Below are 25550 nucleotides of genomic sequence, written 5' to 3'. Positions count from 1 at the left end.
CAGTGAAGAAGCCTCTCGCCGCCGCGGCCGGCCTGGTTTCCGGCATCTTCGCCCTGGGCCTGGCCGAGATGATCGCCGGGCTGGTCACCCCGTCGGCCGCGCCGATCATCGCGCTCGGAGACGTGGTGGTGGACCACGTCCCGGCCGGGCTGAAGAGCTTCGCGATCAGCACCTTCGGCACCCACGACAAGCTTGCCCTGCTGACCGTGGCCTACCTGATCGCCGCGCTCCTGTCGGCCCTGGCCGGCCTGCTCGCGGTCCAGGACCGGGCCGGTAGCCCAGCCAGAGCCGGCCGGGCCGGTACCTGGCTGGTGCTGGCCCTCGGCGCACTGGCCGCGTTCGCTGCCGCCACCCGTCCCGAAGCCTCGGCCCTGGCCGCCCTGCCCAGCCTGGTCGGCGCCGCCGCGGGGATGTACGTCCTGCAGGTGCTGGCCGGCCTGGTCCGCGAATTCGCCGCCGCCCACCCAGAGCCGACCGCCCGCCCAGAGCCGGCCGAGCAACCAGGCCTGGCCGAGCAGCCAGATTTGGCCAGGCAATCAGACCCGGCCAGGCAGCAACTGGCCGGGCGGCGCACGGCGCTCGGCCTGGGCGCGGTCCTGGCCGTGGGTGTGATCACCGGCGCGGTCGGCAACTGGCTCGGCGCCCGGCTGCGGGGCGCCCAGGAATCTCGCGCGGCGATCAAGCTGCCCAGCCCGGCCGACGCAGCCCCCGATCTGCCCGCCGGCGTGGAGGTCGGGGTGGAGGGCATGGAGCCGTTCATCACCCCGAACGCCGACTTCTACCGGATCGACACGGCTCTGAGCGTGCCCCTGCTCCGGGCCGAGGACTGGTCCCTGCGCATCCATGGCCTCGTCGACCGCGAGATCACCCTGACCTGGGCCGAACTGATCGCCGCCGACCTGGTGGAACGTGACCTGACCCTGATGTGCGTGTCCAACGAGGTGGGCGGCGACCTCACCGGCACCGCGCGCTGGCTCGGCCTGCCCCTCGGGCCGCTGCTGCAGCGGGCCGGGATCAGCGCCGAGGCCGACATGGTGCTGTCCAAGAGTTCGGACGGCTGGACCGCCTCCACCCCGCTGGAGGTGCTGACCGACGGCCGCGACTGCCTGCTGGCGATCGGGATGAACGGCCAGCCCCTGCCGCTGGAACACGGTTTCCCGGTCCGGATGGTGGTGCCCGGCCTCTACGGCTACGTCTCGGCCACGAAATGGGTGGTCGATCTCGAGGTCACCCGCTTCGACCGGGCCGAGGCCTACTGGAGCACCCGCGGCTGGTCGCAGCGCGGACCGGTGAAGACTTCCTCCCGGATCGACGTGCCCGCGAACGGCGCCGATCTGGCGGCCGGGACGGTCGCCGTGGCCGGCATCGCCTGGGCCCAGCACCGCGGCATCCAGGCCGTGGAGGTCCGGATCGACGAGGGGCCCTGGCAGAGCGCCACTCTCGGCGCCGAGGCGAGCGTGGACACCTGGCGGCAGTGGTATCTGTCCTGGAACGCCCCGGCCGGTTCCCACCGGATCCAGGTCCGGGCTACCGACGGTGACGGAGCTGTCCAGGTCGAGGATGTCGCCCCGCCCGCTCCGGACGGCGCCACCGGCTGGGACTCGATCGAGGTGAGCGTTGCCTGATTGCTCCCGAACGGGCACGCAGAGTGCTCGGGAGTAGCTAGAGTTCGGGTTATCGAGAATTCGCCTCGCCCGCTTTGGCCGCCCGTGGATCGCACCGATACGTTGCGTATGCAGGAAGCGGCCGTGGGCGCCCCGGCGGCGGGCCGATCGGGTGAGCCGGGCTCGGCCGATCACCCGGGCGCCGAGGACCACACTCGGTCACCGGCGCTGCGCACCGCCCTCAGCCTGCTGCTGCTCTTCGGTGTGCTCGGCGCCCTCAGCACGATGCTGCTCGCCGGTCTGGCTCCCGGCCCGCTGGCCGACGGTTACGGGCTGTGGATGACCAGCCTCAGCGCGCTGGCCTCCGGCGCCCTGGTGACCGCGGTGAGCAGCGGCAAGGTCCCCGGCCACCCGTACGAGGCGTTCCGGCTGCTGCTGGGCATCACCGTGATGATCTGGGGCGCGGGCGAACTGGTGCTGGCGGTGGACCATCTCGACGGCGTGGTCGGTTATCCGGCCCCGGGCGACGCGATCTCGGCCCTGGGCGCCCCGGTCGGGGTGATCGCGCTGATCCGCGGGCCGCGCAGCTCCAGCAGCGACTGGCCCGGCATCCGCCTCGGCCTCGACGCCCTGATGCTGGCCTGCGCGATCACCCTGCTGTGCTGGCGCAGCATGCTGGTCGATCCGGGCGATCCGCTGACCGGCGACGTCACCATCAACGGGGTGATCGTCCTGGCCGACAGCGCGATCCTCGGCATCGTGCTGCTGGTCTGCCTGCGCGACATCGAATGCCGGCTGTGGCCCGCGATCCCCGGCCTGATCTGCCACATCCTGGCCGACCTGAGCATGATGCTGCTGGCCTTCGGCCCGGAAGGCCGGCAGGTGCCCTGGCCCGCGATGGCGCTGTGGTCACTGGCCTGGCCGCTGATCGCGATCGGGCTGGTGCGCTACCGCCGGTCCAACCCCACCGCCGACTCCGACGGCACCCGCGACCGCCAGGAGGTGGTTGCCGCCCAGGTCACCGTGGTGCTCACCTTCGCGGCGGTGACCGTGGCGGTGGCCCTGGCCCGCCCGCAGGGCCTGGACGCCCTGGCCCGGGGCAGCCTGGCGCTGTTCGCCCTGCTCGGCCTGCTGGTCCTGACCCGCGAGCTGATCAGCGCCTACCTGCGGCTGCGGCTCACCGAACGGCTGCGCAGCCAGGCCTTCCGGGACGCGCTGACCGGCCTGCCCAACCGCCGGGCCCTGATCGAGCGGATCGACGAGCTGCAGCACGCCGACCGGCCCTGGTGCGTGCTCACCCTCGACCTGGACGGGTTCAAGGAGATCAACGACCTGCTGGGGCAGGATGCGGGCGACCGGCTGCTGGTGGCCGCGGCCCGGGCGCTGCGCGAGATCAGCCCGGCCGAGGTGATGGTGGCCCGGATCGGCGCCGACGAGTTCGCCGCGCTGGCCCCCGGAGACCTGAACGACGGCGGGGTACTGGGCGAGCGCCTGCGCAAGGCCGTCGGTACCGCGCTGGAACGAGAGGCACCCGGGTCGGGAACGTCGGCCAGCGTCGGGGTGGGCCGTCTGGTCCACGGCGATCGGCCGCCGGAGGGTAATCGGATCGAGGGTCTGGCCGAGTCGGCGGCCGCGCTGGCTGCGGCCAAGGCGGCCGGGCGCGACTCGGTGGAGATCTACAGCGGCCCGGTGGCGGCCCTGCGGGAGCGCCGGCTACGGCTGGAGCACCGGCTGCGCCTGGCCATCGCGGCCGGCGCGGTGCACACCGTTGGCCAGCCCATCGTCGGTCTGGCCGACGGCCGGCTGATCAGCTTCGAGTCGCTGGCCCGCTGGACCGACGAGGAGCTCGGCCCGATCCCGCCGGACGAGTTCATCGCGGTGGCCGAGCAGACCGGGATGGTGGTCGCGCTCGGCGAGCAGCTGCTCAGCGAGACCCTCACCGAGGCCGCCCAGGCCGGCGTGTTCCGGGCCGGGATGAGCGTCTCGGTCAACGCCTCACCGATCCAGCTGCGCGCCCCCGGTTTCGTCGAGCTGATGCGCCACCACCTGAACCGGCTGCAGATCCCCGCCCGGCAGGTGATCGTCGAGATCACCGAGGCGATCCTGGTCGACGAGGGCGACCCGGCGATCAACGTGCTGGCCGAGCTGCGCAGCCTGGGCGTGGAACTGGCGATCGACGACTTCGGCACCGGCTACTCGGCCCTGGGCTACCTGCGCCGGCTGCCGGTGCAGGTGCTGAAGATCGACAAGTCGCTCACCCGCAGCCTGAGCACCGAGACCAAGACCCTGGCGATCGTCGACGGGGTGATCCGGATGTCGCACCGGCTGGGGATCCAGGTGGTGATGGAGGGCATCGAGGACGAGGAAGAGGCCGGGTTGTGCCGGTCGGTCGCCGCCGACCGAGGTCAGGGCTGGCTGTACGGACGACCGGTGCCCTGGCCGCAGATCGCCGAGGCGATCACCGCGCAGCAGGCCGCGGACGACGAGAACCTGCGCCGCACCAGCTGAGACGAGGAAAGCCCCCGGGCGGGCCGGGGGCTTTTCCTAGAAGTGGATCAGAAGCCGCACTCAGAACCCTTGTCCACCGGGTTGGTGGCACCCCAGGTGGACCAGCTCGGGGCCGGACGGTCGTCGTTCACCGGCGTCCAGGCGCCGTCGATCTGCTCGTACTGCAGCTTCTCGCCCTCGGTGACGAGCGTGCGCACGGCGTTGACCAGCCGCTCCACGTCTTCGCTGCGCGAGCCCAGGCCCAGGCTGGCGCGCAGCGCCCCGCCGGTCACACCCAGCCGGTTCAGCAGCGGGTGGGCGCAGAACTTGCCGTCGCGAACCCCGACCCCGTGCTCGGCGGACAGGTAGACCGCCACCCGTGCGGCCTCGTGCCCCTCGACCGTGAAGCCGACCACGCCGACCCGGTCGGTGCTGTCGGACCAGGCCCGCAGCACCCGCACGCCGGGGATCTGCTCCAGGCCCTCGAGCAGCCGGGCCGACAGCGCCGCCTCGTGCTCCTCGATCGCACCCTCGGGCAGCTCGTCGATCGCCCGGCAGGCCGCGGCCAGCGCCGCCGCCCCCAGCACGTTCGGGGTACCGCCCTCGTGCCGGGCCACCCCGGTGGTCCAGTCGGCCTGGCCTTCGGCGTTGACCGCGCGCACGGCGCCGCCCCCGGCCTGGTGCGGCTGGGCCGCGTCCAGCCAGTCGGAGCGGCCGATCAGCACGCCGGAGCCGAACGGGGCGTAGAGCTTGTGACCGGAGAAGGCCAGGTAGTCCAGGCCGAGCGCGGCGATGTCGACCTTGCGGTGCGGCACCAGCTGCGCGCCGTCCACCGCGATCCGGGCGCCGTGGGCGTGGGCGATCCGGGCGATCTCGGCGATCGGCAGGATCTCGCCGGTGACGTTGCTACAGCCGGTCACCGTGACCAGCGCGGCCGGGCGCTCGGTCAGGGCAGCCTCCAGCGCGGCGACCGTTTCGGTGATCGTGCCGGCGGTGTTGATCAGCCGGTGCCGGCGGCTGGTCCAGGGCAGCAGGTTGGCGTGGTGCTCGGCGTCCAGCACCAGCACCTCGCCGTCCTCCGGAACCGCGCTGGCCAGCAGGTTCAGCGCGTCGGTGGTGTTGCGGGTGAAGATCGTCAGGTCGTCGGCGCGGGCTCCGACGAAGGCGCCCACGGTCTGCCGCGCGCTCTCGTACAGCGCGGTGCTGACCTGCGAGGCGTAACCGGCCCCACGGTGCACGCTGGCGTAGTACGGCAGCACCTCGGTCACGTGGTCGGCCACCGCCTGCAGGGCCGGGGCGCTGGCCGCGTAGTCCAGGTTCACCGCGCGGGCGGTGCGGCCGCCGGCCAGCGGCGTGGCCAGGTTGCCGCCGACCACCGGCAGCAGCGGCCCGATCGGCAGCCGGGCCGGTGCCAACGTTGCCGTGGTGGGCTCGCTGACCCGGGCCGCCTCGGGGGAGGTGAAGGTCGAGATCCCGCCGGCCGGGGTGACGACGCCCTGGGAGGCCTGGCGGTAACGGGTGTTGCGGAAGGATGTGGACATAGCGAACTCCTCGGGTCAGGGACCCGATGGCACGGGTCCGCGCTTGCGGCGGACCGTTTGGCCACCGCCAGGTCTTCACCCGGAGCACCCCACCGCGGAGGAGGGTTGCCGGCCAGCGAGCCGGGGCTTGTCGCTGGCGCTCATGACCTACGTCCACGTTAGGTGACGTTCTGGAAACGCTCAAGGGGTGATCCCGACGGTCTCGCCCTGCGAGACGGCGCGAGGGAGTTCTTCGTACGGCTGCCGAAACCCGTGCAGGTGCGCCACCATTCGACAGGGGAGCAGAGACGTCCTCAATCAGGGGTTGTGGTACATGTCACTCAGGCCGGGCGTCGGCTCGCGCTGCTCGGGAACCACGCCCGTGCTGTCCCCCAGGTGCCGGGCCACGATGCTCAGTGCTCGCAGGGGAGTGATCGGAGGCCGGTCGGCGATGCCGGCCAGCCCCTTCCACAGGTTCGGTGCGACCGCGAGGTCAGCCCGCACGGCAGCGGCGACGGCCGTCGCGAACTGCCCCGGGGAGCGCTCGCCGACCGGTGTGACCGGGGCGTCGGGACCGTAGTAACAGGCCCGGATCCGGGCGTCCCACAAAGGGACGAACCGTGGGCGCTTGCGGTGTAGAACCCCGGCCAGAACCGGCATCCCGACCGCCTCGCCACCCGGCTCGCCGAGCCCGTCGAAGAGCGGCGCAATCAGCTCGAGAGGCGTTGCCGAGGAGGCAATGTCGGCGTTCGGCGCGATCGATTCCAGCGCCCGGTTCAGGGCCGGGAGCCGCTCGCGCAGCCAGCTGTAGGACTCCGGCGGGACCGGGCTCTCCAGCAGCACCGGGGCGAGCAGATCGGCGTCCTCCAGCGGCCCGCTCCACTGCTGCGCCCGGTACTCCTCGTACGCCGGATAACCGCACCGGGCGTTGTTCATCGCGGTGTCGTCGAGAAGCCAGTTCTCGGCCTGGGTCTGGGAGACGCTGAACCGCCCCACGCGTACCGTCGTCACTCGATTCTGATCCCGTCCCTCAGGCATCCGGCGCTGCTTGCGATCGAGTCGGCACAAGGCCGGCCCATCTGTAGGACGCTGCGTACCGGTGCCGAGGTTGCGGCCAATCGGCTGCGGATTTTGATCACTTGCCCGAAGGGGCAGATCGCCAGGGGTACTGAAGTGCGCGAGGGGGGACTCGAACCCCCACGCCCGAAGGCACAGGAACCTAAATCCTGCGTGGCTGCCAATTACACCACTCGCGCGACGCAGCCCAGCCTAGAGCCTCCGGCGACCGGCGTGGAACAGCGGTGGCCCATCGATGGGGGCGGCACTGCGGCCCGGCACGACTCCGGTGGCCTCCACCCGTACCTGAGGCACGTGTATCTACCGCTCCGCCGCTGTTCTCTGCTGTCGCAGAGGCGGCGGCGAGGGGGCGGGCGATGCGGGCGAGCGGGGCGCTGGCGGCGGGGCGGCGAGCGCTGCATCAAGAGGGCGATCTTGCCCGCAGCCGGCGTGAGCACGCGGCGGCGCTGGCGGAGGTGGCCGATCCGCAGACACTGGCCGAGACCGCGCTGGGGCTGGGCGGCATGTGGGTGCACGAGCACCGCACTCTGACCGAGTCACTGGCCGTGAGGGCGCTGCAACGTCAGGCGCTGTGGGTTATCCCGCCGGACGATCCCCGGGCGTTGCGGCTGCGGATCCGGCTGGCCGCCGAGGCCGACTACGCCGATGCCGGTACCGCCCGGGTGCTGCGCGCATTGCGCGAAGCCGAGCGCGCGGGGGATCCGGTGGCCCTGGCCGAGGCGTTGAGCCTGGCCCACCACTGCCTGCTCGGGCCGGGCGAGGACCAGTACCGGCGGGGACTGGCCCTGCGGTTGATCGAGGTCGCCTCGTTCACCGGGCGGCACTGTGACCTGGTCAGCGGTCTGCTCTGGCACTGCGTGGACCTCTTCCTGGCCGCCGATCCGAACGCCGAGCGAGGTCTGGCCGAACTGCGGGCGCTGCTCGAACGGCGTGAGCATCTGGCCGCCCGGTTCGTGCTGCGGGCGCTGGAGACCATGCTGCTGATCCGGGCCGGGCGCTTCGACGAGGCCGAACCGGCCGCCGAGCTGTGCGCGAAGGAGGGGATCCGGGCCGGGGATGCGGATGCCGAAGGCTGGTACGTGCTGCAAATGCTGACGATTCGCTGGTACCAAGGGCGTGCCGCTGAGCTTGCGCCGCTGATCCGCCGGGCGGCGCACTCGCCCTCGCTCAGCACCTTCGACCAGGCCCATTTCGCTGCGCTCGCCCTGGTCTCGGCGCCGAACGACCAGGCGCTGGGCCGTTTGGGGGCGCCGGAGGACCTGCCCAGCAACAGTTCGCGACTTCTGGTGCTGCACGCGATGATTCACGCCGGGATCGCGGCCGGGGAGCACGACCTGGTGGCCCGGGCCGCGGCCGAGCTGAAACCCTTCGCCAGGCTTCCGGTGATGGCGAGCCTGGGGGTGTCCTGCTTCGGATCGGCCTCCGAAGCGCTGGGTGCAGCCGCCGTTTTCGCTGGTGAGATCGACCGGGCGATCGAGTGTTTCAGCACTGCGGTGGCGGACAACCTGGCGATCGGGCACCGGCCGGCGGCGGATTCGTCCCGGCTGGCGCTCGCGGCTGCTCTTGAGGCACGGGGTCGAACCAAGGACGTTGCTACCGCACTTCGGTACCGGCAGCAGGCTGGGCACGGTGGTCCGGTCGCGGTGAAATGCACCCGGCAGCAGCAGGGCTGGCGGCTGGAGTTCGGCGCCGAGGCGCTCGAGGTGGAAGACCTGGTCGGGATGGCGCACCTGGCGGTGCTGCTGGCCAACCCGGGCCGGGCGGTTCCGGTGGCCGAGCTGGTGGGGACCGGTGAGGAGAGCGCTCAGCCGGTGCTCGACCCGCAGGCCCGGCAGGAGTACCGGCGGCGGCTGGAGCAGTTGGCGGCCCAGGCCGAGCGCTGGCAGGAAGAGGCTCCGGAGCGGGCGGCCCGGGCCCGGCAGGAGCGGGAGTGGCTGATCGCCGAGCTGGCGGCGGCGACCGGCCGCGGCGGCCGGTCGCGGGAGTTCGCCGGGTCGGCGGAGCGGGCCCGCACGGCGGTGGCCAAGGCGATCCGCCGGGCGCTGGAGCGGATCGAGGTCCAGCACGCCGAGCTGGGGCGACGCCTGCGGGCCGAGATCCGCACGGGGATGTCGTGCTGCTACGAACCGGGCTCCCGGTAGGCTTTGCCGATCTGCGCAGAGGAGTAAAAATCGTGGCCAAGCTCGAGGTCGGCGACCCCGCCCCGCCGTTCACCCTGACCGCTGCGGACGGCTCGGAGGTCTCGCTGTCCGACTTCGCCGGCCGCCGGGTGATCGTCTACTTCTACCCGGCCGCGATGACGCCGGGCTGCACCAAGCAGGCCTGCGACTTCCGCGACAGCCTGGACGCCCTGCGGGCCGAGGGCTTCGCCGTGCTCGGCGTCTCGCCGGACCAGCCGGCCAAGCTGGCCAAGTTCGTCGAGCGCGACGCCATCACCTTCCCGCTGCTGTCGGATCCCGAGCGCGAAGTGCTTGAGTCCTACGGTGCCTGGGGCGAGAAGAAGCTGTACGGCAAGGTCGTCGTCGGCGTGATCCGCTCCACGGTCGTGGTCGATGCCGACGGCAAGGTCGAGCTGGCCAAGTACAACGTCAAGGCGACCGGGCACGTCGCGTCGCTGCGCAAGACCCTCGGGGTCTGACATCGCGAGAGAGGCAGCAATGAGCGAGAACGGGCCCGGCCCGAAACCGGGCGAGAACGAGACCATCACCGGCACCCCCTCGGAGCTGGAGCAGCAGATCCAGATGCGGCGCGAGCGGCTGGCCGCCACCATCGACGAGCTGAGCGGGCGGGCCCACCCCAAGGCGATCGCCCAGCAGGGCGCCGCGCTGGTCTCGGCCCGGGTGCAGTCGGTCACCCACACCCCCGAGGGGGAACTGCGCACCGAGCGGCTGGCGGCGGTGGCGGGGGCGTTCGTGGTGCTCGCCGGGGTCCTGATCTTCTCCCGGAGCCGTGGCTGAGGTGAGCACCCTGAACGACGCGGGCAAGCTCCCGATCCGCATGCTGCACGACCGGCTGCTGGTCTCGCTGGACAAGGACGCGGGGGAGCGGCGCTCCAGCGCGGGCATCGTGATCCCGGCCACCGCCTCGGTGGGCAAGCGCCTGGCCTGGTCCGAGGTGGTGGCGATCGGCCAGCACGTGCGCCAGGTCCAGGTCGGCGACCGGGTGCTGTACGACCCGGAGGAGCTGTCCGAGGTGGAACTGCACGGTGAGCAGTACATCCTGCTGCGCGAGCGGGACATCCACGCGGTGGCCGCTCCCCGGGTGGAGGACGACCGTACGGGGCTGTACCTCTGACCTCGTCAGCCCCCCGGCGCAACGCCCGTTACACCCCGCTCGACGCCGACGGCCCGCTTCCGCTGGACATGATCACCGGGGTCCCGGCGATCATGCGCAACCCTCCGGCCTGGCTGGAGCGGACCGTGGCCCGGCACGGCGACCTGGTGGCGTTCCCGATGCCGAGTACGCCGGTGCTGCTGGTCAACACCCCGGCCGGGGCCCGGCACGTGCTGCAGCGCAATCACCGCAACTACACCAAGGCCACGATCCAGTACGGCTCGCTGTCCCTGGTCACCGGCTCCGGCCTGCTCACTTCCGACGGTGAGGTGTGGCGCCGGCACCGCCGCACCCTGCAGCCGGCCTTCCACCACGGTGGGCTGGAGCAGGTGGCGGCCTCCACCGTGGAGGCGGCCGAGCAGTTGCGGGCGGCCTGGGACCAGGTGCCCGCCTACACCCCGATCGACGCCGAGGCGGCGATCATGCGGGCGATGATCACGGTGGTCGGCAAGACCCTGTTCGCCGACGACCTGGCCGATGCGGGCGAGGATCTGGTGCACGCCGTCGAGCGGGCCACCCGCCAGGTGATCGCCCGCGCCACCTCACCGCTGGCCGCCGGCCCGCTGGGCCGGCTGCCCACCCGTTCGGCCCGCCGGATGCGTTCTGCGGTGGCGACTCTCGACCGCACCACCGCCGCCATCGTCGATCGCCGCCTCAGCCAGCCCCTGACGTCCTCTGATCCGGATCTGCTGAGCATGCTGCTGCGGGCCGCCGGGCACGGGCAGGAGCCGCAGGAGCCCTGGATGAGCGATCAGGAGGTGCGCGACGAGCTGGTCACCCTGGTGATCGCCGGGCACGAGACGGTCGCCTCCAGCCTGGTCTGGACCCTGCATCTGCTGGCCGGGTCCCCTGGGGTGCAGGAACGGCTCTACGCCGAGCTCGACCAGGTGCTGGCCGGCGAACGGCCGCAGTGGCAGCACGTGCCGCAGCTGACGTACACCCGGGCCGTGATCGACGAGGCGCTGCGGCTGTTCCCGCCCGCCTGGGTGATCACCCGGCGCTCGAGCGGCCCGGACACCATCGACGGGGTGGAGGTGCCGGCCGGGACGCTGGTCATCGTCAGCCCCTGGCTGCTGCACCGCAGCGCGAAAAGCTGGCCCGATCCGCTGCGTTTCGATCCGGGGCGATTCCTCGGCGCCGGGCCCGGCGAGGGCGATCGTCACCCGTCCTACCTGCCGTTCGGCGCCGGGCCCCGGCTGTGCATCGGCCGTGACTTCGCCCTGCTGGAATCCGTTCTGCTGCTTGCTTCTCTGCTGCGCGACCGGGCGGTGCGCCGGCCCGCGGGGGCCCGGGAGCCGGTGGTAGAGGCCTTGGTCACGCTGCGGCCGAAAAACGGCCTGCCACTGGCGCTGATCCCGCGGCGATGAACGTCACGGACCGACAACATTTGCTGCTTTAGTGCCAACTACGTTGCCGAGAAAGCCGGTCATGGTAGAGGCTTTCTCATGCCTCGCCGGGAGCGGATGCGGGCTGCGTGTCAGGGACGCAGCGCGGGTCACTCCCGGCGGGGTCTTTCAGTTCCCGGTCCAGGCCAGCAACTCCTCCGCCGACCAGGTGTTGATCACCCGCTCGGCCGGCACCCCGCACTCCTGGGCCCGTGAGGTGCCGATGATCTGCCAGTCCAGCTGACCAGGCGCGTGCGCATCGGTGTCGATCGAGAACACGCAGCCGGCCTCCACCGCCTGCCGCAGCAGCCGGCGCGGCGGGTCGAGGCGCTCGGGGCGGCTGTTGATCTCGACCGCGGTGCCGTTCTCCCGGCAGGCGGCGAACACCGCGTCCGCATCGAACTCGGACTCCGGCCGGCCCTTGGGGTTACGGCCCTCCCGAGGCTTGACCATCCGGCCGGTGCAGTGCCCCAGGATGTCGGTGTGCGGGTTCTCGATCGCCGCGATCATCCGCCGGGTCATCGCCTTGCCGGGCATCGCCAGCTTGGAGTGCACGCTGGCCACCACCACGTCCAGCCGGGCCAGCAACTGCGGGTCCTGGTCCAGCGTCCCGTCGTCCAGGATGTCCACCTCGATGCCGGTCAGCACCCGGAACGGGGCCAGCTGCTGGTTGATCACCTCGATCACGTCCAGCTGGCGCCGCAGCCGATCGGCGCTCAGCCCGTTGGCCACCTTCAGCCGGGGTGAGTGGTCGGTCAGCACCAGGTACTCGTGCCCGAGTTCCTTCGCCGTCCAGGCCATCTCGGCCGGCGGTGAGCCGCCGTCGGACCAGTCGGAATGGCTGTGGCAGTCACCGCGCAGCGCCGCCCGCAGCTCCTCGCCACCCTCGGCCAGCGGCTGCCGCGCCTCCTGCTCCAGATTGGCCAGGTAGTCCGGAACCTGCCCGGCCAGCGACTGCTCGATCACCGCCGCCGACTTCTCGCCCACCCCCTTGAGGTCGGTGAGCTTGGCCGTGCGGATCTGCTCGGGCTCCAGCGGCAGCAGGGCGGAGGCCGCACCCCGGAACGCCTTGACCCGGTACGAGGAGGCCAGCGAGCGCTCGAGCAGGAACGCGATCCGCCGCAGATCGCTGACCGGGTCACGATCAGGCTGGTCCGGCGCTGACGGTGCTGCCATGGGTCGCCTCCTGGATCACTGTCGGTGGGCTCATCCTGCCGCACCGTGGCGGTTCGACTTACAGTGGCCATGATTTGCGGGTTCTGGGCGTCGACGACGGAGGTCAGCATGGCCGAGCTGGTTTCGCTGCGGGTCCGGCAGGAGGCAGCGGTCGCCGAGGTGACGCTGCTCGGGCCGGGTAAGGGCAATCTGCTGGGGCCGGATTTCTGGACCGAACTGCCGCAGGTGTTCACCGAGCTGGACCGGGACGAGTCGGTGCGGGCGGTGGTGCTGACCGGCTCGGGCGAGCACTTCAGCTACGGCCTGGACCTGGAGGCCTTCGCCCGGCGCTGGCAGGACATGTTCAGCGGGCAGCCGGGCCTGGCCGGGCCGCGCACCGAGCTGCACCGGGAGATCCGGGCGATGCAGGACGCGGTCAGCACCGTGGCCGAGTGCCGCAAGCCGGTGGTCGCGGCGGTCAGCGGCTGGTGCATCGGCGGCGGGGTGGACCTGATCGCCGCCTGCGACGTGCGTTACGCCAGTGCCCAGGCCCGGTTCAGCGTGCGTGAGGTGCGGATGGCGATCGTCGCCGACCTGGGCAGCCTGCACCGGCTACCGGCGATCATCGGCGAGGGGCACCTGCGGGAGCTGGCGTTGTCCGGCAAGGACGTGGACGCCGCCGAGGCCGCCCGGATCGGGCTGGTGAACCAGGTGCTGCCCGGCCCGCAGGAGTCCCTGCGGGCGGCCCACGAGTTCGCCCGGCAGGTGGCGGCCAACCCACCGCTGACAGTTCAGGGCGTGAAGCAGGTCCTGGACGCGGAGCGGGCGAGTAGGGTGCAAATCGGACTCAAGCACGTGGCGGCGTGGAACGCGGCGTTCATGTCCTCGGAGGATCTGATCGAGGCGGTCACCGCGTTCGCGCAGCGCCGTGATCCGGAGTTCACCGGCCGATGAGGAGGATCCGAGAGCATGCCCAGCCTGACCCGGACCGGCGACGTCTTCCTGCTCGACCTGGGCGACGGCGAGAACGTGTTCCACCCGGACTGGCTGACCTCGGTGAGCGGGTTGCTGGAGGACGTCGCCCACACCGAGGGCCCGCGGGCGCTGGTCACCACCGCCACCGGCAGGATCTACTCCAACGGCCTGGACCTGCAGTGGCTGCGGGAACAGGACGACCAGCGCTTCACCGACTACGTGATCGCCGTGCACCAGCTCTTCGCCAAGCTGCTGGAGCTGCCGGTCCCCACGGTCGCCGCGGTGCAGGGCCATGCCTTCGCCGCCGGGGCGATCTTCACCCTGGCCCACGACTTCCGCCTGATGCGCGCCGACCGCGGCTTCTTCTGCCTGCCTGAGGTGGAGATCGGCATCCCGTTCACGGTGGCGATGACCTCGCTGATCCGCAGCCGGCTCCCGGTCGCCGCCGCCCACGAGGCGATGATCACCGGCCGGCGCTTCGGCGGCCTCGAGGCGCAGGCGGTGGGCCTGGTGGACATAACCGCGGCCGAGGAGGCGGTGGTGCCGAGCGCGGTGAAGTACGCGGCCGAGCTGGCCCCGCGGGCCGGCGCCACCCTGGGGCTGATCAAGCAGCGGATGTACGCCCCCACCCTGGCCGCGCTGCACGACACCGAATCCCCCGACCTGCTGATCCGGCCGATGTTCTGACCCGGCGGTAGTACTCGCGGGTGGTCACAAGCCACCGGCAAATCAGTGTTAAGCCTCGCCAGAACAGTGCAGGTGACGAGGTCAGAGGCGCTTTTCGGCATTCTCGCCGCACTCGGGCCGGTGTTAGCGTCCGGAACGGAATCGGCCACCGCGAGCACTTTCGGGAGTTTTGTTCTCATGCACAGTCAGTCAACGAACTGGACGCGGAACGCCATCCTCGTCCTGGCTCCGCTGACCCTGATCGCGCTGGTGGCCGTGTTCCTCGGGCCGAAGCTGTTCGGGGGCTCGTCCTCCGACGAGACGAAGCTGGCCTCGGCCAACTTCAACACCGAGGCGCCCACCCCCGAGGCCACCACCGCACCCGCGACCACCCCGGAGCCGGAGGCCACCCTGGCGGTCGCCGCCCAGACCCCGAAGGACCTGGGCACGGTCAAGGGCACCTACACGGTCAAGGGTCCGAAGAAGGTCAGCGCCGGCAGCCTGGTGGTGTTCGTCGTGGACGGCAAGAAGCGCCAGGTGGTGAAGGACGAGAAGGCGCCCTACGCGCTGAAGCTCAACACCAAGAAGCTGCCGAACGGCAAGTACACGGTCAGCGTGCTCACCTCCCGGGCCGGCAAGTCGGCCACGGTGTCCACCTCCACGTTCACCGTGAAGAACACCAAGAAGAAGCCGGCCGCCGAGCCCACCTCCAGCGCCTCGCCCACGACCGGCAAGCCCGAGCCGGCGCCGAGCACCCCGGACGACAAGCCGTCCACCACCACCGCGCCCAGCACCGGTGGCTCGGCCGCCCAGCAGGTGCTGAAGCTGACCAACCAGGAGCGCGCCAGCAACGGCTGCAAGACCGCGCTGAAGCTCGACTCCAAGCTGAACGCCGCCGCCCAGGGCCACAGCGACGACATGGCGGCCAAGAAGTACTTCAGCCACGACAGCCAGGACGGTCGCAGCCCGTTCGACCGGATGGCCGATGCCGGGTACAAGTTCGGTGCCGCCGCCGAGAACATCGCGCAGGGCTACGGCAGCGCCGAGGCCGTGGTCGAGGGCTGGATGAACTCGGCCGGCCACAAGGCCAACATCCTCAACTGCGACTACACCGAGATGGGGCTGGGCCTGGCCAAGAACGGCAACTACTGGACCCAGGTCTTCGCCAAGCCGGCGTGACCGCACCCGTACCGGACGTGAGGCCGGAACGACCTGTCCGGGGTCGTTCCGGCCTCACGCATTTGCCCCGGAAGTCGTGCGAGGAGCTCCGCAGGAGCGTGTGCGCGGTCTCACCCCGGAGGGGACAAAACCTCACGCTCCGGAAGGTTTAGCACGCGGTTGGCTCGGGGGCGAGCCTTTACCGGGGTTGCGCCGCGTGAGTGTCTCTCAGCTGCGTCTCAGGACATTTCTGCCATAGGCCCGGCGCGAGCCCCTCCGGACTGCGTAAACTGACGCGTCGCGGCTGGTGCAACGCCCCGCGATCCCAGCGCCGACCGGCCTGGTGACACGACTGGCGCCACCGGTGCGAAGGGGAGAGATGTCCGAGCCCACGATGCACATCGGCGAGGTGGCCGAGCGTGTCGGACTCTCCCTGCGCACCATCCGGTACTACGAGGAGATCGGCCTGATCGCCCCCTCGGCCCGCAGCCAGGGCGGGTTCCGGCTCTACCTCGAGGCCGACGTGGCCCGGCTGCAGCTGGTCAAGGACATGAAGCCGCTGGGCTTCAGCCTGGACGAGATGCGCGACCTGCTCGGTGTGCTGGACAAGCTGGACGACGAGGGCTCCACCCAGGGCCACGAGCAGATCCTCGAGCGCCTGGCCATGTACCGGGTGGCCGCCGACGCCCGCTGCGACGCCCTGCGCGGGCAGCTGCGGATCGCCGAGTCGTTCGCGGGGACGCTGCGCAACCGCCTCACGTCCCACCGCGAACGTAGTTCCTAACGGTTTCGCTTGCGCTTCTTCTCCTTCAGCGCGGCGTCCGGGCCCACCCCGTACCGCCCTTCCGGGCCGTAGACCAGCAGCGCCACCACCGGGATGGCCAGGAACCACAGCCAGGACTCGGTGACGAAGAACAGGACCACTCCCAGGATCGGCGTGATCGACACGATCGTGGTGGCCCACGGCTCGTCGATGTTCAGCACCCCGCGCCGCGGCGTGCCGGTCGCCACCACCGGCTCGGGCGCGGGTGCCCCGGGCGTCAGCGTGCTGTTGGTCTGCGTCAGCCCGGCCGGAGCGGAGCCGTAGGCCGCAGCGCCGGAGTGCGGCTGCGGCAGGTCGGTGAACAACGCGTCCAGCTCCTGCTGCGAGCGTGCGTTGCCGGCCTTGACCGAGCGCTCCTCGTACTCCTGGGCATCGAGCCGCCCGGCCTGCTGGTGGTGCTTCAGCGCTTCCACCGCGGCCTGGCGTTCGTCATGGCCGATCCGGATGGGTTCTGCGGGGACGCCGTCACTCATACTGCCCATCTTGGCACCGCCGTCGGCCCTACGGTTGCGGCGGCGGCTCCGGGTTGTCCGGCGGCAGCTGCAACGGCTCGTTCGGCGGGGTGCTGGCCGCCAGCCAGTCCATGATCTCCTCGGCCGGCAGCGGCGGGCTGAAGTAGTACCCCTGCGCCGCGTTGACCCCCATCTGGTTCAGCAGGGCCAGGATCTCGGCGGTCTCCACCCCCTCGGCCACCACCTGCAGGTTCAGGTTGTGCCCGAGCTCGACCACCGAGCGCACGATCGCCGCGTCGTTCGGGCCGTTGAGCACGTCGTTGACGAAGATCCGGTCGATCTTCAGCTCGTTCAGCGGCAGCCCGGACAGCGTGTGCAGGCTGGTGAAGCCCTCACCGAAGTCGTCCAGGCTGAGCCGCACCCCGGCCCCGGCCAGGTGCTGCATCACCACCCCGGCCCGCTCCGGGTCGGTCACCAGCGCGCCCTCGGTGATCTCCAGGACCAGGGCGGAGGCCTCGGCGCCGGTGTCGTTCATCGCGTCGAACACCATCTGCGGCAGGTCCAGGTGATTCATGCTGCGCTCGGAGATGTTCACCGCCACGCTCAGGTCCGGCCGGGCCCGGCGCCACACGGTGAGCTGGCGCAGCGCGGCGGTGAGCACCCAGCGGGTCAGGTCGTCGATCAGCCCGGTCTGCTCGGCCAGCGGCACGAACTTGTCCGGCGAGAGCAGCCCGCGGTCCGGGTGCTGCCAGCGCACCAGCGCCTCCACGCAGGTCACGTGCCCGTCCGGCTGGCCCACCTTGGGCTGGTAGTGCAGCCGCAGCTCGTCGTTGTCGATCGCCGAGCGCAGCTGGCCGATCATCGCCAGCCGGTCCGGGCTGTAGTTGTTCTGCTCGTCGTCGTAGCAGACCAGCTTGCTGTGCGAGGTCTTGGCCACGTTCAGGGCCACGTCGGCGCGGTTCAGCAGACCCTCGGCGTTGGTGCCGTTCTTCGGCATGAACACCACGCCCATGCTGCCGGAAACCCTTACCGGCACGTCGAAGTCGTCCAGCAGGATGTCCTCCTCGACCGCGCGGTTGATCCGCGCCGCGGCCGCCTCGATCTGGTCCTGCTTCTCCACCCCGGCCAGGATCAGCCCGTACACGTCACTGCCCAGGCCGGCCACGGTGTCCACCGCCCGCACGGTGTTGCGCAGCCGCTCGGCCACCGTGGTCAGCACGATGTCGCCGTTGACCGGGCCGATCGCCTCGTTGGTCTCGCGGAAGCCGTCCAGGTCGAAAAGCACCACCGCGGCGCCACCTCCGCGCCGGCCCGGGCCCAGGTGGATCCCGCCGCCGCGCTCGACCAGGGTGGCGGTCTGCGAGATCCGGTCAGCGAACAGCGCCTTGTTGGGCAGGTCGGTGAGCGCGTCGTGCAGCGCCTGATGCTCGAACTTGGCCGCGGTGCGGGCCAGTTCGCGGGTGAACCACCAGACCAGCGAGGCCAGCACCAGGTACAGCACGAGCAGCCCGGTACCCAGGGCCGCGTACAGCCGGTGCAGACCGGAGTTCATCTGCTCGGCGATCGGGCCGTAGGGCAGCTCGGCCTGCAGCACCCCGATCAGCTCGTGGGTGCGCACGTTGTACATCGGGGCGAACGCCTCGATGACCTCGATCTCCTTGCCGTCCTGCTCGGTCTTGACGATCAGGGCGGTCGGGTCGCCGTTCAGCGCGGTGAGCACGTCGGCGGCGGACTGGCCGGTCAGCTCGGTGCTGTCACCGACCGCCGGGCCGTAACGCAGACCGGAGCCGTCCGAACTGTAGACGATCCGAAGATCTGGGCCGCGCAACCGGAATCGGGTGATGATGCCGCTGTCCACCTGGGTGTCGGCCAGCCGGTCCAGCCGGGCCCGCTCCAGGACGCTCACCCCGTTCTTCAGGGTGACCTGCTCGAGCTGGGTGTCGGTGATCAGCCGGGAGATCAGCGCGGCCTGCAATCGGCCCTGCGCGATACCCCGGTCCCGTAGCTCGGTCCGGTACTGCGTCGCCATCACGGTGCCCAGTGCGAGCACCGGGACCAGACTGATCACCGCGAGCGTGACGAAGAACCTCGCCCCCGCGTGCAAGCCCCACCACTGCCGTAACCGCAGCAACATCGCCCCCATGGCAATGGACATCGGCATTCAGCCATCCGACTGAACCCTCGGCGGCCGGTTGCGCCGCAGAACTTTCGGAAGAGCAGAAACAGGGGACGTTCGTCCCCGGCCCGGGATCGCCGACGAACCGGACCGTCGGGTCCAGTTCGGGTGCAGGTCGTTCCGCGACTGGACCCGCACCCGAGCCGGCGCTCACCGCCCGGCCGGGCCGACGTCCCCGATTTGCTGAAGTAAAAGGATCAGCGGCGCCCGCGAGCGTCCTCAGTCGTAATTGGTGATGTTGACCCGGTCCGGAATGGTGATGCAGCCGGCCTTCTTGCCCACCTTGCCCAGCCCCTGCAGGTCACCCGAGGCGTACCCGTTGGGCGACTTGGCGGTCAGGTCCGGATACATCTGCTGCTTGCTGCTGCGCACGTGGTCCAGCCCGGCCGCGTGCGCCATCTCGTGCAGGATCACGTTGCCCTGGGTGTTGCCCTTGCCGAAACCGGCCTTGAGCTTGTTCATCCCGCTCGGGATCAGCACCGCGTAACCCCGCACCACGGCCGCCCCTTCGCCGTCCCCGCCGTACCAGGTGGCCCAGAGCACTCCACCGTAGCCGAGCGAGTTCTCACTGAAAGAGAAGTTCGTGGTCTTCGGGTTGATCACCGCCACCACGATGTCGGCCGGCGCCGACACCAGGTTCTCCTGCCGCGGCGTGAACGTCGTCGTCCCGGCGTAGCGGTACTTCATCCCGGTGATCCGGGAGACCTGGGCGACCGCACTCTGGATCTGCTTGAGCATCGCCGGGCGCTTCTTGGCCGGCCACCCGGCCATGTTCACCTGCCAGGTGATCGCCTTCTGGCACGGGTCCCAGCGCGCCGTCGTCGACTTCCCGCTGGCCAGCTGAGCGCTGCGCAGCGTGTAGTTGGTGCCCAGGGCCGTCTTCTCGCCGGGCAGGTTCCAGGCCAGCATCGGGGCCAGCATGACGAGCGCGAGCAGCGTCAGGGCCAGCCCGAATTTCACCATTGGGCCCCGGCGCGTGCGGCGGCCCTGATCGCGGGAGTCGTCCACGTCTGGTTCATCGTGCGCAAGGTGCGGTGACTCAACGCGCAGGGCCGGGGAATCCGCCCGGAAGGATCAGCTGCGGTGGCCCAGCGTGAACACCTCGAGCGTGCGCCAGGAGTCCGGTTCGTCCGACCCCGCAATCAGATGCACCGATCTGATCTGGGCGGGGATCGGCAACTGCTCGGTCACCTCGGCGGCGGCCTGCTGCAGAGTCTCGACCGGACGGTCGTGGCCCAGGGTGAGGTGCGGGTGGTCGCCGTCGTGCTCACCGGAGTACGGCGGGGTGTCCGGGAAGCAGTTCCAGACGGCGGTGGTGAGCTGACGGAAGGCGATGTTCGGTTCCGGGGCCAGCCAGGCCACCTGGTCGCCGAACCAGCGCACCTCGGTGAAGTCGACGTCGAAAGGGGTCTGGGTGGCGAACACCTCGCGCAACGTGCTGCGGACCTCCTCGTCCAGCGACTCGGGCGGCAGGAAGGGGAAGAGCACCGTCACGTGGGCCGGAACCCCCTTCACGGCGCTGCCGTCCAGCTCGGCGCGCAGACGTCCCACCACCGGTTCGGTCTCGGGAATCGGCACGATCAGCGCGGACTGCTCTTGCGAGGCCATGGGGTGATTATCCGCTACCGGCGATGAGAGCTGGTCAGACGGCCTTCTGCTGGCTGGAGCCCTGCTGGATCCGGTGCTGCCAGTAGGCCAGCCGGCGGGCGCTGAACCCGGACCGGGCGAAGCCCTGATCCAGCAGCAGCTTGCCGGGGCGCGAGGCCGGGTCGTCCGGGCCGTCGAACTGCCGGTCCGCCTCCGACCACTGCACGAGCGACTTGGACAGGTACTTGAACCACTCGGCCGCGGCCATCAGCTCGGTCGCCGTGACCTTGGTGCTCTCCTCCAGGCTGGAGCGGATGGTCCACAGCCCCAGCAGTGAGAAGTCCACCCCGGCCACGGTCAGCCGGGCGGCGAAGCCGTTGACGTTGCGCCAGGTGTAGTCCGAGGTGGCCGGCGGGGCGGCCCAGTTCCAGGCCTCGCGCATCTGCGCGTTCAGCAGCGGCAGGCCGGTCCAGAGAACCTGGCCCCAGATGATGTGCGGGTTGGTGGCGTCCGGCTTGAAGCCGCGGTCGCGCAGCGCCACCACCAGCTCGACCAGGCGGGTGTGATCCTCCGGGGCACGCACACTGGCCTGGCGGATCACCTCGCCCCAGGCCGTCCAGAGTCGTTCCTGTGGTTCCGCAGCCTTCTCCACCGGGGTGGCGAAGGCGTGGGCCGTACCGTTCACGTCCGGGCTCGCCGTCGTCAGGTACGACCGCAGCAGGGCGCGGTAGTACCCGGTCAGAGGAGGCTGGGCGGTACTCATCGCCCAGATCATGACAGCCCCAGGGCGTTACTTCTGCCCCGTAGGGCCCATCCGGCCCCGGTAATCGCAGAGTGAAACCGAAGCGTTACCGAGGCCGACAGGGCAGTCCTGTACCGCCTAGTCCGAAGTGCCGACGGAGAGCAACGCATCCTGCACAATCCGCTGCGAGGCCATCGCGTCCTGCCGGTCCTGCGCCGCCAGCAGGGCGGGCACGTCCAGCCGGTCCAGGGCCCGGTGCAGCGCCTTGAGCGTGCGCAGCGAGGTCTTCACCGCATCGACCGGATCCTCCCGGAACGGGAACTGGTCCAGCTGCCACACCCCGTCCCAGTTGTTCTGCCGCAGCACGTGGAAGAACTCCAGGATCTCGATCAGGTGGACCGAGCCCACCACCAGGTCGTCGTCCCAGCCGCGGAGGTTGTCGTTGACGTCCATCCCGTAGAGCCGGCCGTGGTCGATGATCAGCTGGGCGGCATCGGCGGGGGACTCACCGCCGTACAGCGAATGCCCGAAATCGAGCAGCACGCCGACGTTGTCGAGGCCGATCTGCTCGATCCCCAGCAGGGTGCGGGCGGCTGAGTCCCAGGTCATCTTCACCCGGGGCTCGCGCGGTTTGTACTCGATCGCGAACTTCAGGTCCGGATGGGCGCCCGCCAGCTCGCGCATGCCGTCCACGGCCAGCGCCCACAGCTGCTTGTGGTTGACCTGGAACGGGTAGTCCCAGCCGTCCTGCCCCGGCCAGATCTTGACGTAGTCGGCGCCGAGTTCCCGCACCACGCCCGCGGCTTCGTGCATGAGGTCAAGGGCAGACGCTCGCACGGCCGGATCGGGGTTGGTGAACGCGCCGCGAGAATGCTTGCGCAAGTAAATCTCCGGGGTGATGCCGATCGCGGTCAGGTTGCTGGCCTTGAGCGCGTCCTTCACCTCCTCCAGCGAGACGCCCGGCGTGAACGGGTAGTTCAGGTCGACCACCGACAGCTCGCCGACCGAACCGGCCAGCTGGATCGCCTCCAGGGTGGTGCGGGCCGGGCCGTAGCCGTCGGTCGCGTACCGGTCGAGGTACGAGGCGAAGTGCCAGAGTCCGGCTCCGAAGCGCGGGTATTCGGTCACGATGTCACTCTCCATCGAGTCTTGATCTACGGACGGCGGTCAGCCACGAAGCGCGCAGAGCCGCGCTCTGGTGGTGGTCGGATCCAGGATGAAATTCGTTGTAGTGCAGCGGTTGCAGGGTTCCCCAGCTCGATCGCGCGGCCAGCAGCCCGGCCCCGATCGCCGAAAGCTCCCGCTCCACCGCCCGCCGCACCGGAACGCCGCTGATGTCGGCCTGAAGCTGCATGAGCACATCGCTGGAGGTGGCGCCCCCGTCGGCGAGGATCGAGGTAGCACCACCCATGGCCCGGATGACGGCATCAACCTGGAGGGCAATGGATTCGACCGCAGCGCGCGCCAGCTGGGGGAGCCGGGTGCCCAGCGTGACGCCACTGATCAGTCCCTGGGCGCCCTCGTCCCACCAGGGAGCCGCCAGGCCTCCGAAAGCAGGGACGATGTGCACGCCGTCGCTGCTCGCCTCACCAGCCAGCCGGGACAGGTTCTCCGGGGTGGTCCCGAACAGCTCGGCCAGCCAGGTGAGGGTGGAGCCGCTGGAGCGAATGTTGCCTTCCAGAGCCAATTGCGGACGTGGGTCTGCCCAGGCCATCGTGCGGCAGACCGAACCGCTGTCGTCACGAGGGTTCGGTTCAGTATCGAGGCCAGGCCCAGCAGCGCCACGCTCGCTCTGCATCACCGATGAGCCGGTCCCGTAGGTGACTTTGGCCCCGCGGCCTACCTCCCCGTGCGCGTACAGAGCTGCGTGCGAGTCTCCCAGCACGGCCCGCAGGCGAAGCCCGGCCATCGGTCCGCGGGCAACTACCCCCAGATCCCCCTCGGACCAGACGACAGCGGGAAGAACGGCTTCCGGAATCGCGAAGATGTCCAGCAGCTCCGGGCTCCAGGCCGCCGTGGACAGGTCCAGAAGCTGGGTGCGCGAGGCATTTCCGGCCTCGATCACGTGCTGCCCGGTCAGGGACCACACCAGCCAGGAGTCCACCGTTCCCACCGCCAACCGCCCGGCCCGCGACAACGAACGGTCCGGGTCGTGCCGATCCAGCAGCCAGGTCAGCTTCGCCGCGCTGAACATCGGGTCCAACGGCAGGCCGGTCAGCTCCCGGATCCGCGCCTCGTGCACCCGAAGCCGACGGCAGACCGATGCTGCCCGCTGATCCTGCCAGCCCAGCAGCGCGTCCACCGGCCGGCCCGTGGCGCGGTCCCAGAGCAGTGCGGATTCCCGCTGTGTGCTCAACCCGACGCCGACCACCGAACCAGCACCGACGTCCTCAAGCACTGAAGCCGCAGCTACCGCCACACTCTCGAGAACGTCCTGCGGCCTTTGCTCCACCCATCCGGGCTGCGGATAGGAGATCGCCACCGGGGACGAGGCCGAACGGGCGATCCGGCCGGCCTCGTCGAGCAGCACGCACTTGGTGGCGCTGGTGCCCTGATCCACGGCCAGGCCGTAGGAAGACATCAGGCCAGCTCACGACCGGCGGCGGCGATGCCCTCGGCGGTCAGCCCGAAATGCTCCAGCAGAAAGGCCGTATCGCCGGTCGGCGCGAACTCCCGAGGTGAGCCCAGCATCCGCATCGGCACCGGTCGGGCCTGCCGCAGATTGATCTCGCCCACGGCCGCCCCCAGCCCGCCGGTGATCGTCGCCTCTTCGACCGTGACGATGCCGCGGGTCTGGTGCACCGCCCGCACCACCGCAGCCTCGTCCAAGGGAGCGATCGTGGCCATGTTCAGAACCCGGGCCGCAATGCCCTCGCCCGCCAGGACTTCCGCCGCCTGAACCGCCCGCGAGACCATCGAACCGGTGGCCACCAGGGCAATACCGTCGCCGCTGCGCAGCTCCTCCGCCTTCCCGAACGAAAAGCCCGAGCTGACGGCCGGAACCTTGAACCGCCCGACCCGCAGGAACACCGGAGTAGCCGCCGAAGCCGCCCAGCGCACCGCCTCGCGAGTCTGCAGCGGATCGGCCGGCACCACGATCCCCAGCCCGGCAACCGCCCGAAGCCAGGCCAGATCCTCGATCGAGTGATGGGTCGGGCCGAGTTCGCCGTAGGCCATCCCCGGGCTCATCCCGCACAGCACCACCGGCGCCTGGCTGTACGCGACATCGGCCTTGATCTGCTCCAGCGCCCGCCCGGTCAGGAACGGCGCCGCCCCGCAGACGAACGGCACGTAACCACTGAGCGCCAGCCCGGCGCCCACCCCGACCATGTCCTGCTCGGCGATACCCACGTTGATCAGCCGGTCCGGGAACTTCTCGCGGAACCCGACCAGGTTGCTCGAGCCGACCGAGTCGTTGCAGACCGCGACGATCCGCGGGTCCTGCTCGGCCAGCGCGATCAGTTCCTCGGCGAAGGCCACCCGGCAGTCGAACGTCGGCGCGGTGTCGATGACAGCGCTCATGCCTGTACTTCCTCCAGTTCCTGCAGAGCGGTGGTGACCTGCTCGCCGCTGGGCACCTTGTGGTGCCACTCCACCCGGTCCTCCATGAACGAGATGCCCTTGCCCTTCACCGTCCGGGCGATCACACAGGTCGGCCGCTCGTCCCGGGGCTGGGTGAAAGCGTCCAGCAGAGCGAGGTGATCGTGGCCGTCCAGCTCCACCACCCGCCAGCCGAACGCCGTCCACTTGTCGGCCAGCGGCTCCAGCGTGACCGTGTCCTCGGTGCGGGCACCCTGCTGGAGCCGGTTCCGGTCGACGATCGCGGTGAGGTTGGCCAGCTTTCGGTGCCCGGCCGCCATCGCCGCCTCCCAGTTGCTGCCCTCCTGCAGTTCGCCGTCACCCAGCACCACGAACACCTTGCGGTCCGAGGCGGCCAGCACCCCGGCCACGGCCATCCCGACCGCGACCGGCAGGCCGTGCCCCAGCGGACCGGTGTTCGTCTCTACACCAGGGACTTTCACGCGGTTCGGGTGACCGTTCAGCGCCGAGAGCGGCTGGGCGAAGGTCTCCAGCTCGGACTCGGGAAAGAAGCCGGCCGCCGCCAGCGTGGCGTAGAGCGCCCCGGCGCTGTGGCCCTTGCTGAGGATCAGCCGGTCGCGATCGGGGGCCTCGGGCTGTTCCGGGTCGATCTGGAGAACCCCGAACACCAGAGTGGTCAGGATGTCCAGCACCGACATGTCGCCGCCGACGTGCCCGAGCCCGGCCCGGTTGATCATGCGGATGTCGGCGGCCCGCAGCCGCGCGGCCTGGGCCGCCAGCAGGTGGGCCTTGCCCGGGTCGTCGGCCGCGCTCAGTTCCTCGCGGAACCGGCGCCAGCCGGCGACACCGTTGGGATCGGCGACCAGCATG

General features: G+C 70.6%; 23 protein-coding genes, 1 tRNA gene and 1 riboswitch. Of the genes, 11 read left to right on the top strand and 13 right to left on the bottom strand.

The features are described 5' to 3' along the window. Positions 1-2 precede the first annotated feature (2 nt). Positions 3-1625 (top strand): molybdopterin-dependent oxidoreductase, encoded by a 1623-nt coding sequence (locus LR394_RS43095; protein ID WP_231444645.1) that lies wholly within the window; start codon positions 3-5, stop codon positions 1623-1625. Between the two features lie 84 nt (positions 1626-1709). Further along, positions 1710-4112, top strand: coding sequence for a putative bifunctional diguanylate cyclase/phosphodiesterase (locus tag LR394_RS21300; protein WP_231444643.1), 2403 nt, complete (start codon positions 1710-1712; stop codon positions 4110-4112). A gap of 47 nt (positions 4113-4159) precedes the next feature. Here LR394_RS21300 and LR394_RS21295 read toward each other — a convergent pair whose 3' ends face one another. The 3 genes from LR394_RS21295 to LR394_RS21285 form a co-directional block, all read right to left on the bottom strand. After that, a complete protein-coding gene (locus tag LR394_RS21295; RefSeq protein ID WP_231444641.1) occupies positions 4160-5632 on the bottom strand; it encodes an aminotransferase class V-fold PLP-dependent enzyme in 1473 nt (490 codons plus the stop codon). Positions 5633-5666: 34 nt separating this feature from the next. After that, positions 5667-5780: riboswitch (SAM riboswitch) on the bottom strand. Positions 5781-5929: 149 nt separating this feature from the next. Further along, entirely contained in the window at positions 5930-6622 is a 693-nt protein-coding gene (locus LR394_RS21290) for a DUF6308 family protein (protein WP_231444639.1), read from the bottom strand. Between the two features lie 163 nt (positions 6623-6785). Beyond that, a tRNA-Leu gene (locus LR394_RS21285) sits at positions 6786-6867 on the bottom strand. Between the two features lie 177 nt (positions 6868-7044). Between LR394_RS21285 and LR394_RS21280 the strand changes: the two genes are divergently transcribed. The 5 genes from LR394_RS21280 to LR394_RS21260 all read left to right on the top strand — a co-directional run bounded on the left by LR394_RS21280 (position 7045) and on the right by LR394_RS21260 (position 11388). After that, a complete protein-coding gene (locus LR394_RS21280) occupies positions 7045-8829 on the top strand; it encodes an ATP-binding protein (RefSeq protein WP_231444637.1) in 1785 nt (594 codons plus the stop codon). A 32-nt stretch (positions 8830-8861) separates the two neighbouring features. Then, positions 8862-9326: a thioredoxin-dependent thiol peroxidase gene (gene bcp, locus LR394_RS21275; RefSeq protein ID WP_231444635.1), complete on the top strand. Its 465-nt coding sequence runs from the start codon at positions 8862-8864 to the stop codon at positions 9324-9326. A 19-nt stretch (positions 9327-9345) separates the two neighbouring features. Further along, complete coding sequence (locus tag LR394_RS21270; RefSeq protein ID WP_231444633.1) at positions 9346-9645, top strand: DUF3618 domain-containing protein; 300 nt, start codon at positions 9346-9348, stop codon at positions 9643-9645. Between the two features lie 40 nt (positions 9646-9685). Continuing rightward, positions 9686-9982 (top strand): GroES family chaperonin, encoded by a 297-nt coding sequence (locus LR394_RS21265; protein ID WP_269329545.1) that lies wholly within the window; start codon positions 9686-9688, stop codon positions 9980-9982. A 68-nt stretch (positions 9983-10050) separates the two neighbouring features. Next, entirely contained in the window at positions 10051-11388 is a 1338-nt protein-coding gene (locus LR394_RS21260; RefSeq protein WP_231444628.1) for a cytochrome P450, read from the top strand. A 147-nt stretch (positions 11389-11535) separates the two neighbouring features. Here LR394_RS21260 and LR394_RS21255 read toward each other — a convergent pair whose 3' ends face one another. Next, on the bottom strand, positions 11536-12582 hold the full coding sequence (locus tag LR394_RS21255; RefSeq protein WP_231444626.1) for a PHP domain-containing protein: 1047 nt from the start codon (positions 12580-12582) through the stop codon (positions 11536-11538). A gap of 108 nt (positions 12583-12690) precedes the next feature. Here LR394_RS21255 and LR394_RS21250 point away from each other — a divergent pair, with 108 nt between their 5' ends. From LR394_RS21250 to LR394_RS21235, 4 genes are all read left to right on the top strand, one after another. Beyond that, positions 12691-13515, top strand: a complete 825-nt coding sequence (locus LR394_RS21250; protein ID WP_231444624.1) for a crotonase/enoyl-CoA hydratase family protein — start codon at positions 12691-12693, stop codon at positions 13513-13515. 15 nt (positions 13516-13530) lie between these two features. After that, positions 13531-14223, top strand: a complete 693-nt coding sequence (locus LR394_RS21245) for an enoyl-CoA hydratase-related protein (protein ID WP_231444622.1) — start codon at positions 13531-13533, stop codon at positions 14221-14223. Between the two features lie 177 nt (positions 14224-14400). Continuing rightward, positions 14401-15381 carry a CAP domain-containing protein gene (locus LR394_RS21240; protein ID WP_231444619.1) on the top strand — a complete coding sequence of 327 codons (981 nt, stop codon included), beginning with the start codon at positions 14401-14403 and terminating at the stop codon, positions 15379-15381. Positions 15382-15739: 358 nt separating this feature from the next. Then, entirely contained in the window at positions 15740-16144 is a 405-nt protein-coding gene (locus LR394_RS21235) for a MerR family transcriptional regulator (RefSeq protein WP_231444617.1), read from the top strand. Here the strand turns inward: LR394_RS21235 and LR394_RS21230 are convergent. The 9 genes from LR394_RS21230 to LR394_RS21190 form a co-directional block, all read right to left on the bottom strand. After that, positions 16141-16656, bottom strand: a complete 516-nt coding sequence (locus LR394_RS21230) for a DUF1707 SHOCT-like domain-containing protein (protein ID WP_231444616.1) — start codon at positions 16654-16656, stop codon at positions 16141-16143. The genes LR394_RS21235 and LR394_RS21230 overlap by 4 nt on opposite strands. 28 nt (positions 16657-16684) lie before the next feature. Further along, a complete protein-coding gene (locus LR394_RS21225; RefSeq protein WP_231444614.1) occupies positions 16685-18796 on the bottom strand; it encodes a putative bifunctional diguanylate cyclase/phosphodiesterase in 2112 nt (703 codons plus the stop codon). A 234-nt stretch (positions 18797-19030) separates the two neighbouring features. Continuing rightward, the gene (locus LR394_RS21220) at positions 19031-19819 is read right to left on the bottom strand and encodes a hypothetical protein (protein ID WP_231444612.1); all 789 of its coding nucleotides are present in this window, start codon (positions 19817-19819) and stop codon (positions 19031-19033) included. Between the two features lie 66 nt (positions 19820-19885). Further along, on the bottom strand, positions 19886-20419 hold the full coding sequence (locus LR394_RS21215) for a 2'-5' RNA ligase family protein (protein WP_231444610.1): 534 nt from the start codon (positions 20417-20419) through the stop codon (positions 19886-19888). A gap of 34 nt (positions 20420-20453) precedes the next feature. After that, entirely contained in the window at positions 20454-21161 is a 708-nt protein-coding gene (locus LR394_RS21210; protein ID WP_231444608.1) for a DUF3632 domain-containing protein, read from the bottom strand. Between the two features lie 117 nt (positions 21162-21278). After that, positions 21279-22268, bottom strand: coding sequence for a sugar phosphate isomerase/epimerase family protein (locus LR394_RS21205; protein WP_231444606.1), 990 nt, complete (start codon positions 22266-22268; stop codon positions 21279-21281). A gap of 4 nt (positions 22269-22272) precedes the next feature. Then, positions 22273-23721: an FGGY family carbohydrate kinase gene (locus LR394_RS21200; protein ID WP_231444604.1), complete on the bottom strand. Its 1449-nt coding sequence runs from the start codon at positions 23719-23721 to the stop codon at positions 22273-22275. Next, entirely contained in the window at positions 23721-24662 is a 942-nt protein-coding gene (locus LR394_RS21195; protein ID WP_231444602.1) for a transketolase family protein, read from the bottom strand. Before LR394_RS21195 ends, LR394_RS21200 begins: the two co-directional genes overlap by 1 nt. Further along, positions 24659-25549: a transketolase gene (locus LR394_RS21190; protein ID WP_231444600.1), complete on the bottom strand. Its 891-nt coding sequence runs from the start codon at positions 25547-25549 to the stop codon at positions 24659-24661. Before LR394_RS21190 ends, LR394_RS21195 begins: the two co-directional genes overlap by 4 nt. Position 25550 lies beyond the last annotated feature (1 nt).

The organism is Kineosporia babensis, from assembly GCF_021129305.1.
Classification (GTDB): domain Bacteria; phylum Actinomycetota; class Actinomycetes; order Actinomycetales; family Kineosporiaceae; genus Kineosporia; species Kineosporia babensis.
The sequence above is the reverse complement of the archived record's forward strand: the minus strand, read 5'-3'. Positions and strand labels throughout refer to the sequence as shown.